Here is a 12,164-nt window from a genome sequence, read left to right as displayed (position 1 = left end):
CCGCGGGACCGGGGCACGCCTCCTGGCTGATCCCGAGGACACTCGGCGCCGGGCCAACGCGGCGCGGGCACCGCCAGATCGTGCGGTCGCGCCGCCCTCCATTGGTGCTTCGAGCCAAGCAGCTGGACGAGGTGACTGGTATCGACCAAAGTGGCCTGCCACGACGCTGCCCTCCCGGGTTGGTGAAACACGCGCGCAGCGATGGTGGCGACCGGATAGCCACGAACACCCGCCGTGTACTGTCGAACTTACGGTAAGGTCCCTCGACAGGAAGGTTCGTCGTGCACAAGGACGACATGATCTTGATCAGCGTGGACGACCACATCATCGAACCGCCGGACATGTTCAAGAACCACCTCCCTGCCAAGTATGCCGACGAGGCACCGCGGTTGGTGCACAACGCCGACGGGTCGGACACCTGGCAGTTCCGTGATGTCGTGATCCCGAATGTGGCGCTGAATGCCGTGGCCGGTCGCCCCAAGGAGGAGTACGGCCTTGAGCCCCAAGGCCTCGACGAGATCCGCAAGGGGTGTTACGACGCAGGAGAGCGCGTCAAGGACATGAACGCCGGCGGCGTGCTGGCGACGATGAACTTCCCGTCGTTCCCAGGCTTCGCAGCCCGCTTGTTCGCCACCGAGGACGCCGACTTCTCACTCGCCCTGGTGCGGGCCTACAACGACTGGCACATCGACGAGTGGTGCGGCAGCCACCCCGGGCGCTTCATCCCGATGGCGATCCCGGCGATCTGGGACCCGAACCTAGCCGCCGCCGAAGTCCGCCGCGTCGCCGACAAGGGTGTGCACTCGCTGACATTCACCGAGAACCCATCTGCGCTGGGCTATCCGTCCTTCCACGACCAGGAGTACTGGGCGCCCCTGTGGGAGGCGTTGGTGGACACCGAGACCGTGATGAACGTGCACATCGGGTCCTCGGGTCGGTTGGCGATCACCGCGCCCGATGCGCCGATGGACGTGATGATCACGTTGCAGCCGATGAACATCGTGCAGGCCGCTGCCGATCTGCTGTGGTCGGCGCCGATCAAGAAGTATCCGACGCTCAAGATCGCGTTGAGCGAGGGTGGCACCGGGTGGATCCCCTACTTCCTGGATCGCGTGGACCGCACCTACGAGATGCACTCGACGTGGACGGGTCAGGACTTCGGCGACAAGGTGCCCAGCCAGGTCTTCAAGGATCACTTCATGACGTGCTTTATCTCGGATCCGATCGGCGTGAAGAACCGGCACGAGATCGGCGTCGAGAACATCTGCTGGGAGATGGACTACCCGCATAGCGACTCGATGTGGCCCGGTGCACCAGAGGAACTCTCAGCGGTCTTCGACACCTATGACGTCCCCGATGACGAGATCAACAAGATGACTCACGAGAACGCGATGAAGCTGTACCACTTCGAGCCGTTCAAGCACATCCCCAGGGAGCAGGCCACCGTCGGAGCCCTGCGCAAGGCCGCCGAGGGCCACGATGTGACCATCCGCGCCCTGAGCCATGACCGCAGCGGTGAGAAGACCAATTTCAGTGACTGGGCCGCGAATCTGGACAAGGCCACCGCGTCACAGAAGTAGTCCTCCGCGCCATCACGAAATCTGTCACACCTCCCCGGCATACTCGAACATAGTTTCGAACAGGGGGTTCACGGTGGCGATTGATCTCGACGAGGTGGGGGCTCGTCAGTCACGTCTCGAGTCCGCCGTCGCCTCCTTCGCCGAGATGCCGTGGGACGACCTGCCGACAGACGTCGTCGACTCGTTGTTGACCACCCTCGAGTCCGCGCAACGCACGCTGCCCACACTTGGCGGCGAGCTGATCCTCCGGCTGCGCCGCACGCCGAGGCTCAAGCGCGTCAAGCGGCTCCGCGCACACCTGGCCAATCTTCTGCACATCTCGGCCACGGACGCCGGTGCTCGCATCGCGATGGCGACGGACCTCGCCGGTGACCAGCCGACGCTGCCCGAAGCCGCGGCAGCCGCGCGCCACGGTCTCGTCGGCCCGGAGCACCTTCGGATCATGCGCGACACCATCGCCAAGTTGCCCGACACCGCCAGCGATGCCGATCGAGCCCGCTTCGACCTCGAGTTGACCGGTGTCGCCGTATCCGAACGACCCGAGGTGCTCCGGAGGGACGCCGCGCTACTCCTGGCCGAATTCGACGCCACCCAAGATGATCCGATCACCCGCGAGCGCAGCCGAGCCGCCCGCCGAGACTTCGTACTCGGACCACAGGACGCCGACGGGATGAGCCGCGGACGGTTCTGCCTCGACCCCGAGGCGCGCGCCTACCTGGAGATCGTGCTCGCCAAACTGGGCCGTCCCGGTATGTGCAATTCCAGTGACCCCATACCCGCCGTCGACGGCGACCCCGACCCGTTCGCCGCTGCCGGTGACACCCGCACCACAGGGCAACGCAATCATGACGCCGCCAGGGCCGCCTTGCGCGGATTGCTGGCGTCTGGCGACCTGGGCCAGCACCGCGGCCTGCCGGTCACCGCCATAGTGACGATGACGCTGCAGGACCTCGAGTCCGCTTCGGGGCTGGCCCTGACCGGTGGCGGATCGACCGTGCCCGTGGAAGACGCCATCCGCATGGCCGCGCATGCGCACCACTACCTCTACGTCTACGACGGCACGACCGGCCGGCCGCTCTTCCTGGGTCGCTCAAAGCGACTCGCATCAGCCGACCAACGGATCGTGCTCCACGCGATCGACCGCGGCTGCACGGTGCCCGGCTGCGACCAACCGGCCTACAACTGCGAGGTGCACCACCTCATCGAGTGGTCTCCGGACGGCACCACCGACATCGACCGACTCACGCTGACCTGTCAGGACGGCAATCTGTCCGCGGGACCCACGGATGACGAATGGCAGGCGCGCCGCCGCTACGACGTGGAGTCGCTGGGCCAAACCCTTTGGTATCCACCGAAATCCGTCGATCCTAGCCGCCAACCGAGAGCCAATCGCTTCCACCGCCGGCCCAACAGGCCGCACCCCGAGCCCGACGCCGCGTAGGTGCGGCGGCTCCGCCTGTGCGGAACTAGTCCAGCTGATACCGGATCGGCAGGTGCTTGAGCCCGCCGACGAACGTGGTGGCCACGTGCGCCGCCGGTCCGGCCAGCTCGACTGACGTCAGTCGCGGTAGCAGCGCCGAGAAGAAGCTGTTGATCTCCAGCCGGGCCAGCGCTGCGCCCAGGCAGAAGTGCACGCCGTACCCGAAGGCGATGTGCTTGTTGGGATCTCGCCCGATGTCGAAGGCGAAGGGGTCGGAGAACACCTCTTCATCGCGGTTACCGGACACGTAGGACAGCAGCACCGACTCCCCTGCCGCGATCCGCACTCCCCGAATCTCGTAGTCCCGCTGCGCGGTACGCATGAACTCCTTGACCGGGGTCGTCCAGCGGATCATCTCCTCGACTGCCAACGGCATCAGGGTCATGTCGTTGCGCAGTCGAGCCAACTGCTCGGGATACTCGAGTAGGGCCTGCATCCCGCCGGAGATGCTGGCGCTGGACGTGTCGTGACCGGCAGCGGCGATGATGGCGTAGTACGACACGGTCTCGATATCGGACAGGGGCTCACCGTTGATCGTCGCGTTGGCGATCGTCGAGCCCAGGTCGTCGGTCGGATTCGCGCGGCGGTTGGCGGTCAACTCCGTGAAGTACTGGAACATCTCGAGCAGCGCTGTCATCTGCTCCTCAGGGCTCTTGCCTCGTTGGAACTCCTCGTCGTCGCTGCCGAACAACTCCTGCGTCCAGCGCAGCATCGACGCGAAGTCGGCCTCGGGCACACCGAGCAGGGTCATGATCATGTACAGCGGGTAGTTGACCGCCACCTGTTGTACGAAATCGCACTCCGGGCCCTCGGCCATCATCTTGTCGACGAATTGTGCAGCCAACTCGTCCGCACGATCCTTCAAGGCACGCATGGCCTTTGGCCGGAAGAAATTCGTTCCGATCGCCCGAAAGTCGCGGTGCTGCGGGTCGTCCATGTGGATCAGCGTCTTGATGCCCACGGCGGCCTGCTGCTCGTCACCCTCCCTGGTGACCAGAACCGGTCGCGGCGAGTTCGTGAAGACGTCGTTGGCGCGCTCGATCTCCATGATGTCGGCGTGCTTGGTGATTGCCCAGAACGGCGCGTAGTTGGGGACGTCGACCCATGACACCGGTGCGTGTGCACGCAGGTGGCTCAACGCCTGATGCAGACCGGCCTCGTCGGTGTACGCCGTGGGGTCCGCCAATGCTTTTGCGGCCTCGTCCATGATGGGTGTGCTCATGGTGTGGTCCCTTCTTCAGCGGGCGCGAGACCCGTCGCGTGTTGTGCACGGTCCTCGTACTGCTGCCGCGCGCCCGGATCGAAGTCCAGGAAGACGCGGTCGCTGCCAGTGCGCCGCTGGACCCAGCGTCGCCCGCGCGGGCCGAGCATCGCGATGAGCGTCAGCGGGAGTCGGACTCCGGCGGGTACCGACACATGGGTCTTGGGTTTGTCGAGGACCTTCACGATGGCCGCGGCGATGTCCTCGGGCTCGACGGGCCGGTTGGCGGCGGCGGGTTTGGTGCCGCTGATGAGCTCGGTGTTGGTGAACGGTGGCATCACGACCGACACCTCGACACCCTGCGGCGCGACCTCGTCGGCGAGCGCGGTCGACAGTCCGACGACGGCGAACTTGGTTCCCGCGTACACAACTTGACCTGGAACGGCCATGACTCCCGCCAGCGACGCGACGTTGATGATGTGCCCGGCACGCCGCTTGACCATCTCCGGCAGGACGAGCTGGCAGCCAGTCAGCACGCCATAGAGGTTCACCTCGATCGACGTCCGGATCGCCTCATCGGTCTGCGCGAGAAAACTGCCGATGGGCATCACGCCCGCATTGTTGATCAGCACGTCAACGCGGCCAGCTGATTCGCCGAAGCCGTCGCCGCGGGCCTTGTCCAGGAACGCCGCGAACGACTCGCGATCGGTCACGTCCAGCGGATGGCCACTCACCATCCCGACGCCTGCCAGGCTCGCCACCGCCGACTCAAGACGGGCGATGTCCCGGTCGCCGATGACGACGCGGGCGCCGCGCGCGAGCAACGCCCGTGCCGTGGAATATCCGATGCCGCGTGCGGCACCGGTGATCGCGACGGTCCGGCCCTTGATGTTGTCCACGGTGGCACTCCTAGCCATTCTCGGTGTTGCCCCCCAACGCATTCGACGCGCTGCGCACATCCTCGAGGACCGCGGTGACGGCATGCTCGGGCAGGCTTGCGGGCAATGCGGGCATGACTCGGTCGATGGCCCCCGCACAGCGCACGATCAGCGCCTCGGCGACCTCGGGCAACGGCGCGACCACGGCGAACGTGCTCAGCACCTCGTCGTCGACGAGGTCGCCCATGGCATCCCACTGCCCCAGCCTGGACAGGCGGTGAAGTTCGGTGTGCAGGTCACCCCAGCCGTGCAGGTCAAGCACGCCGCGATAGGCAGGCGTCGACCCGTAGAACGCGATCTGCTTGCGGACACCAGCGGCCGCCTGCGCCATCGCGGTCTCGTCCTCGCCGGTGACGACGAATACCGGACACGACACCTCGATGTCCTCACGGCTGCGTCCCGCCCGCGCCAAGCCGGCCAGCAGCGCGGGGGTGGTGACCTCGTCGGCGTAGCGCTTGGTGGTGAACGCATGCGCGAGCAGACCATCGGCGACCTCCCCGCACATCTGCGTCATCGCCTCCCCGACGGCGGCGACGAACACGCGCGGGGTGCCGTACGGCATGGGTTCGGGAGTGAACATCGGCGTCATCAGCGTGTGGCTGTAGAAGTCACCCTCGAAGCCGAGCCGGGTTCCGTCGTGCCAGCACGCCCATATCGCTCGGAGCGCAGCGATGAACTCGCGCATGCGCGGCACCGGACGACTCCACGGCATGCTGAATCGCTTCTCGATGTGCGCAGCCACCTGCGAGCCGAGGCCAAGATTGAACCGGCCTCGGGAGTACGCCTGCAGATCCCACCCGAGGTTGGCTACGGTCATCGGACTACGCGCGAAGGCCACCGCGATGCTGGTGCCGATTTCAAGGCGCGACGTGTGTTCCGCCGCGAGCAGCAGTGGAAGGAAGGGGTCGTGGTTGATCTCACCCGTCCAGCAGCCGTCATAGCCCTGCCGTTCAATGGCACTCGCGACCGCGGGGACCCGCGAGAGGTCGCTGGGGATCCCCCTGTCGACCTTCAGTCGCGCAGCCGTGTCACTCGACAACGGTCATCGCGGCGGCTTGCCCTTCGGCGCATCGCCCCTCGTCACCGCTACCCATGCGGCAGACGCTACAGTAAGCACTTCAGTATGGTCAACGACTTTGGGCTTCAGCCCCGCGTTACGGACGTTCGAGATTGAGGACACCATGAGCAAGCCCCCGGACTGGGACGAGACTCTCGAGGATCTCGAGCAGCGCCGTCAACGCACCCTGGCAATGGGCGGGCCCGACCGCCTGGCCAAGCATCACGGCAAGGGCAAGCTCGATGCCCGCGCCCGGATCGACCGCCTGGTGGACAAGGGCTCGTTCCGAGAGATCGGCTCCCTCGTCGGCGGTGAGATCGCCGCCGACGGCATCGTGGTCGGCTCCGGCTCGATCAACGGCTCCCCGATCATGGTGGGCGCCGAGGACTTCACCACACTGGCGGGCAGCATCGGGCCAGGCGGTAACGCCAAGCGGTATCGAATCGCCGAACTCGCTGTGCGGGACCGTATTCCGCTGGTGATGCTGCTCGAGGGCGCAGGCTTTCGCCCCACCGGCGGCCACTATGGCCGCACCCCCACCGACCTGCTGGCCCAAGCGAACTGCTCCGGCAAGGTGCCCACAGTCGGCGCCGTCCTCGGTCCGTCGGCCGGCCACGGCGCACTCGTCGCACCGGTGTGCGACTTCCGGATCATGAGTGCTGCGGGCGCGATCTTCACCGCCGGTCCGCCGGTGGTTCGGGAGTCCACCGGCGAGGAGATCACCAAGGAGGAACTTGGTGGCCCCACGGTCGCCCTGCCGAGCGGGGTGATCCACAACCTCGCCGACTCCGACGAGGACGTCATCGACGACATCAAGCGTTACCTGTCCTACTTCCCGCCGAGCGCATGGTCGTACCCGACCCCGCGGCCCGCCGACGAGACCACCGCGCCCCGACCGACCCCCGAGCTGCTCGACATCGTCTCGCGCGACAACAAGCGCGTGTACGACATGCGCAAGGTCCTCGACGTGGTCTTCGACGACCCGAACTGGTTCGAGGTGCAACCCAAGTACGGACGCGCCATCATCTGTGCGCTGGCCCACCTCGGCGGGCACCCGGTGGCGGTGGTCGCCAATCAGCCGCAGGTGATGGCCGGTTCGATCGACGCCGATGCCGCCGACAAGGCCGCGCACTTCATCATGGTGGCCGACTCGTTCCATCTGCCGATCGTGTTCCTGGCCGACAATCCGGGCATGATGCCGGGCAGCCGCTCGGAGCGAACCGGCGTATTACGCGCGGGCGCAAGGATGTTCGCCGCACAGACCGCGGCGACGACCCTGAAGCTCCACGTCACGCTGCGCAAGGCCTACGGTTTCGGTTCGATGGTGATGTCGCTGCTGGGCTTCGACTCACAGGTGGCGACGTACGCCTACCCCGGCGCGACGATGGGCGCCATGAGTGCGGCCGCGTTGACCCGCGCCACAAACGCCGAGGAGGATCTGAGCGCCAAGCTGCGCGATGCCGAACTCCAGGCGTCCTACCGCTCCGCCGAGAACCTCGGGTTCGATGAGCTGATCGATCCACGCGAGACCCGCGATGCCCTGCTGGCCGGCCTGCAGCGCGGCCTGTTCAGCCGACAGGTCGCCGCCGAGCCAGTGAGTCGGACGGTCATCCTGCCCTGACGTCAGAACCGTGTGCCGGGCGCGACGCGATCACGGATTCAGCGCAATACCCGCACCGGGACACGGGACCACCCGGCGACGTTCTGCATGCTGACGCGTTCACACCCGTCCCAGTCGACCTCGTAGCGAGGCATGAGGTCGAGCATCTTCTCCAGGGCGATGGTGCTCTCCAACCGCGCCAGCGCCGCGCCGAGGCAGCTGTGTATGCCATAGCCGAACGCCACGTTCTGCGCCTCGCTGCGGTCGCGGTCAATGTCGAAGACGTCCGGGTCGGTCCACGCGTCCGGGTCGCGATTGGCCGACGCGCCCAGCAGGAAGACAGGTGCGCCCGCCGGAATGGTGGTGCCGTGCAGGGTGACATCGGTGACCGAACGGCGCACGTTGTACTGCACGGGGGCGTCGTAGCGAAGCAGTTCCTCGATGGCGACGGGAACCTTGCTGCGGTCGGCGAGCAGCGCCTCCCACTGATCGGGGTGCTGCGCGAAGGTGACAGCGGCGCCACCGACCAGCTTCGTGACCGTCTCCGCGCCCGCGCCGCCGAGAAGCGTGGCGAATCCGGCGATCTCGGAATCCTTTAGCTGTGTGCGGACACCGTCCTCACGGTCAACCTCGGCCGCGATCAGCTGGCTGATCATGTCATCCTGCGGGTCGGCCCGACGCTTCTGAATGAGCTCGTAGTACATCACCCACATCTGCGCCATGGCGTCGATGCCGGCGGCGGACATGTCGATCTGGCCCGGCTCCCGGTGCAGTAACTCGTCGATCCACAGTCGGACCTGCTGCCGGTACTCGGGTGGGACACCGAGCATCTGGGTGATGACGTCGACGGGAAAGAACACCGAGAAGTCCGCCACCACATCGAATTCCACGTTCCCCCCGCCCTTGTCCGCAGCACCCAGGAACTGCTCGATCGTCGCGGTGATCATGTCGGTGAGCGCCCCGATGGCGCGCGGGGTGAACACCTTGTTGACCAGACTGCGCATCACCCGGTGCTCGGGCGGATCGATGGAGATGATCATCTTCACCGGCACCTTCTCACCACGGCGCACCATGCCGAGATCGACCCCGTACGCCGACGAGTACGTCTCGAAGTCCCGCAAACCCGCGGCGACATCGGCATGCCGGCTCAGCGCGTAGAAGTCGTACTCCCTGCTGTAGTACACCGGCGCTTCCCGCCGCAGCCTCGGATAGATCGCGTGCGGGTCTCTGTAGAAGTCGGCCGAGAAGGGATCGAACACGATCTCTCCTGCCTGCCCTGGTTCCACTAGGGTCATGGCACCCCTTCCTGAAGGGCCTCCCGTTGGCCTTTCGATAAGGGCGACTATAGCGTCCCCTCCCACACCGTTGCACCGTGACGCTGGGAGGAGGATCGTGAAGTCATGCCAGGTTGCCCTCGGTCGTTCGTGGCAGCACTCCTGGCGGGAGGTGCCACCGCAGTGGCGATGATCGGTGCGCCGATCGCGTCTGGTACCGGCGCGGATGCAGAGATTGCCGATCTCGAGGCACAGGGCTACAGCGTTCAGATCAACTGGCTCAATGGATTCAACACCCAACCCCTGTCGCAGTGCACCGTGGTCGGCGTCAACAACCCCGATCACTCGGGAGCGCCGCCCGAGGTCGGCGACACCGTGTACGTGGACGTCAGGTGCCCGAATCATCCAGACGAGGGTGGCGACGTCTCCATCGGGGTCGGCGGTATCGGAGTCGGCGGTATCGAAGTCGGCGTCGGCTGAGCACCGACACCGCGCTGAGGGCTCAGTCGACGGTCGCGCGGTATGCCGCCACGATGGGCTCGAGCTCGTCGGGGGTAGCGCCGTGCATGATCAGCGCATCCGCCCCGTAGTCGAACTCCTTGCGGATGCGGTCCACGCACTGCTGTGCGGACCCCGTGGCCGACGGCTCGAGCCACTCGTCGGGAATGAGGGTGGCGATGTGCTCGATCTGTTCGGCGCTGGCCTTGTGGTCGATGCCGCCTCCAATGGACTGCACCACCTTGTCATCCCGGAAGCGCTGCAGGACTGCCGGATCCCAGCCGTTCGTGTTGACCAGCAGATCGCCGTAGCCCTGCAGGTAGGTGGCCAGCCGTGCGACGGTCTTCTTCAGTCGCAGCTCCTCGGGCAGATGGTCACCGACGGTTGCGAAACACGACCACACCTTGACATCGTCGGGGTTGCGGCCGGCCTGCTCGGCGGCATCCTTCACGGTCTTCACGGCGCGTTGCAGCGTCTCTGGCGTGAAGTAGGTGTGCAGGATGACATCGTCGAACTCGCGGCCGCCAAGCGCCAGGGTCTGCGGACCGAAGGCCACGATCGCCAGCCGGATGTCCTCATTGAAGTCCGGGTCGAGAAACAGCAACTGGTACTTACCGATCGGCCCGTCGTGGTTGAAGATCAGCTCCCCGTGCCAGAGCTTGCGCATCACCTGCGCGAAGTCCTCCATCTGGGCGGTGGTTACCGGCGGTACGCCGAAGGCTCCGTACATGGCCGCCACCCCGCGGCCAATCCCTAGGGTGAAACGCCCCTTCGACAACCGGTGCATCGTGGTGGCATACGACCCCGTGATGAGCGGGTGCCGGGTGTTGTGATTGGTTGCGGCGGTGGCGATCTGCATTCGATTGGTCACCGCGCACGCCGCGCCGGTGAGCGAAGACGCCTCCTTGACGTTCCACCGCTCGGAGATGAACGCCGTGCCGAAGCCCAGCTCCTCGCCGCGCCTGGCCTCGTCCATCAGGCCGGCCGGGCCCTCCCCGCCAGCCCCGGCCAACAGGTAATAGCCGAGTTCTTCGAGTACACGATCAGTCACTGCTTCACGATCTGTCACTGCCAAACCCCTTGCTTGTAGCCACAATTCCAGACTTCGGTGATACGCCCCTCGATGACACGGAAGATCTCCATGCTGCCAACGGTGGTCTCCGTGCCATCCTTCAGCGCCATCGGCGACTGATAGACGATCGCCACGTGCTCGCCGTCGTCGCCGGCGACGACGAGGTTCAGATCGAACCGAATCGTGGAGAACATTGCCCAGTGGTCCACAATGCGCGCGACGGCCTGCTCGTGCGTGAGCACCGTCACCTCACCGACGTCGTGCCGGGTCACCGTGTCGCCCATCAGCTCCTCGGCCAGCGCGAAGTCGCGCTGATTCCACACCACGAGGTTGTAGGCCTCCACCACCTCGCGCGCGGTCCGCACCGCGCTAGTCATCGAACACCTCGGTTGCTCCGATCTCCTCGAAGGTGGCCGCGGCCCGATCGGTGAGCGTCAGACACAGCCGACGCGACCGCTCGGGAAGCATGTCCCAGCCCACCAGCGCCACGACAGGCAGCACCATCATGTACGCGACCGCGAACCGGTAGTGACGCCAGGCCGCGTCGAACCCGTAGCCCCGCAAGCCATGTGACGTGATGTCGTCCACATAGCGCCTGACCAACTCCTCGTCGCGACCCGACCTGACCGACGTCGGCAGTCCCTGGCTCACCAGGTAGCCGATGTCGATGGCGCCCACTCCACGTGCCGTCATCTGATAGTCGACGATCTTGCAGCGATCTCCGGAGAAGAACACGTTGTCCGCTCGGATGTCACCGTGCACAAGCATGTCTCGCTCAGTCAGCGCGCTCAGCGCGGGTGCTGCGCGCTGGGCGAAACGCTCGGCGTGGCGGGCGACCGAGGCCGGGATATCGGCACCGGACCGATCACGGTAGACCTGCCAGCCCTGGCCGAACACCGCGGGCAGCACATCGCGCATCATCGGGGCGTCGAGACTCGGGAAGAGTTGTCCGAAAACGGCATTCGCGGGTTCAACCGACCAGGCGTGCAGACTCGCCAGCTCCGCGATGATCAGCCGGGCTTGATCCAGCGTGAGTCCGGCGAGGTGGTCGACGTTGTCCCAGTCGCCCAGATCCTCCAGGACGATGACGAAGTCCAGGCCGTTCTGCGCTGTCCGCGCGGCAAGCACCGCGGGCGTCCCTGTGGGCACCCGCCCCGCGACCTCGCTGTAGAAGGCCACCTCGCGGGTGTAGCCACCCATCATCTCCATGGCGCCGCGGGCGTCGGAGTCCGCGGGCAGCTTCACGATGACACTCGCCGGAAGGACGCTCTCCCCGGTCAGATGCACCCGGTACAGCCGCGACGAGAACCCCGTGTCGAGCGCGATCTGCTCTGCGCGGACGCCACTGACCGGCGCGCCGAGTACCTCACCGAGCCACTGCGCCGTCACGCCCTCGATGCCGGATGGCACGGCGGCTACGGACATCGAGGTACCCCTTCGAGCAATTTGACCCGTCGAGCTATT

Annotated in this window: 11 protein-coding genes; 4 read left to right on the top strand and 7 right to left on the bottom strand. The window is 66.1% G+C overall.

The window, feature by feature from the left end; all coding sequences use genetic code 11:
* Positions 1-281: 281 nt before the first annotated feature.
* Positions 282-1,580 carry an amidohydrolase family protein gene (locus ABIA65_RS18875; protein WP_354524535.1) on the top strand — a complete coding sequence of 433 codons (1,299 nt, stop codon included), beginning with the start codon at positions 282-284 and terminating at the stop codon, positions 1,578-1,580.
* A 73-nt stretch (positions 1,581-1,653) separates the two neighbouring features.
* A complete protein-coding gene (locus ABIA65_RS18870) occupies positions 1,654-3,021 on the top strand; it encodes an HNH endonuclease signature motif containing protein (protein WP_354524534.1) in 1,368 nt (455 codons plus the stop codon).
* A gap of 25 nt (positions 3,022-3,046) precedes the next feature.
* Here the strand turns inward: ABIA65_RS18870 and ABIA65_RS18865 are convergent, their stop codons facing one another.
* The 3 genes from ABIA65_RS18865 to ABIA65_RS18855 are packed head-to-tail and all read right to left on the bottom strand — an operon-like array spanning position 3,047 to position 6,238.
* Positions 3,047-4,282, bottom strand: a complete 1,236-nt coding sequence (locus tag ABIA65_RS18865) for a cytochrome P450 (protein ID WP_354524533.1) — start codon at positions 4,280-4,282, stop codon at positions 3,047-3,049.
* A complete protein-coding gene (locus ABIA65_RS18860) occupies positions 4,279-5,160 on the bottom strand; it encodes an SDR family oxidoreductase (protein ID WP_354524532.1) in 882 nt (293 codons plus the stop codon). The genes ABIA65_RS18865 and ABIA65_RS18860 overlap by 4 nt, the downstream gene beginning before the upstream one ends.
* A 10-nt stretch (positions 5,161-5,170) precedes the next feature.
* Positions 5,171-6,238: an LLM class F420-dependent oxidoreductase gene (locus ABIA65_RS18855; RefSeq protein WP_354524531.1), complete on the bottom strand. Its 1,068-nt coding sequence runs from the start codon at positions 6,236-6,238 to the stop codon at positions 5,171-5,173.
* 142 nt (positions 6,239-6,380) lie between these two features.
* Between ABIA65_RS18855 and ABIA65_RS18850 the strand changes: the two genes are divergently transcribed.
* Positions 6,381-7,877: an acyl-CoA carboxylase subunit beta gene (locus ABIA65_RS18850; protein ID WP_354524530.1), complete on the top strand. Its 1,497-nt coding sequence runs from the start codon at positions 6,381-6,383 to the stop codon at positions 7,875-7,877.
* Positions 7,878-7,915: 38 nt separating this feature from the next.
* On the opposite strand, the gene ABIA65_RS18845 is transcribed toward ABIA65_RS18850, so the two are convergent.
* The gene (locus ABIA65_RS18845; protein WP_354524529.1) at positions 7,916-9,151 is read right to left on the bottom strand and encodes a cytochrome P450; all 1,236 of its coding nucleotides are present in this window, start codon (positions 9,149-9,151) and stop codon (positions 7,916-7,918) included.
* A 105-nt stretch (positions 9,152-9,256) separates the two neighbouring features.
* Between ABIA65_RS18845 and ABIA65_RS18840 the strand changes: the two genes are divergently transcribed.
* Positions 9,257-9,610, top strand: coding sequence for a hypothetical protein (locus ABIA65_RS18840; protein ID WP_354524528.1), 354 nt, complete (start codon positions 9,257-9,259; stop codon positions 9,608-9,610).
* Between the two features lie 22 nt (positions 9,611-9,632).
* Here the strand turns inward: ABIA65_RS18840 and ABIA65_RS18835 are convergent, their stop codons facing one another.
* The 3 genes from ABIA65_RS18835 to ABIA65_RS18825 are packed head-to-tail and all read right to left on the bottom strand — an operon-like array spanning position 9,633 to position 12,125.
* Positions 9,633-10,679 carry a TIGR03857 family LLM class F420-dependent oxidoreductase gene (locus tag ABIA65_RS18835; RefSeq protein WP_354524527.1) on the bottom strand — a complete coding sequence of 349 codons (1,047 nt, stop codon included), beginning with the start codon at positions 10,677-10,679 and terminating at the stop codon, positions 9,633-9,635.
* Positions 10,680-10,693: 14 nt separating this feature from the next.
* Positions 10,694-11,077 (bottom strand): nuclear transport factor 2 family protein, encoded by a 384-nt coding sequence (locus tag ABIA65_RS18830; RefSeq protein WP_354524526.1) that lies wholly within the window; start codon positions 11,075-11,077, stop codon positions 10,694-10,696.
* Positions 11,070-12,125: a phosphotransferase gene (locus ABIA65_RS18825; protein WP_354524525.1), complete on the bottom strand. Its 1,056-nt coding sequence runs from the start codon at positions 12,123-12,125 to the stop codon at positions 11,070-11,072. Before ABIA65_RS18825 ends, ABIA65_RS18830 begins: the two co-directional genes overlap by 8 nt.
* Positions 12,126-12,164: the final 39 nt, after the last annotated feature.

The organism is Mycolicibacterium sp. 624 (genome assembly GCF_040548615.1).
Lineage (GTDB): Bacteria > Actinomycetota > Actinomycetes > Mycobacteriales > Mycobacteriaceae > Mycobacterium.
This window is presented reverse-complemented; position numbering and strand designations above follow the sequence as displayed.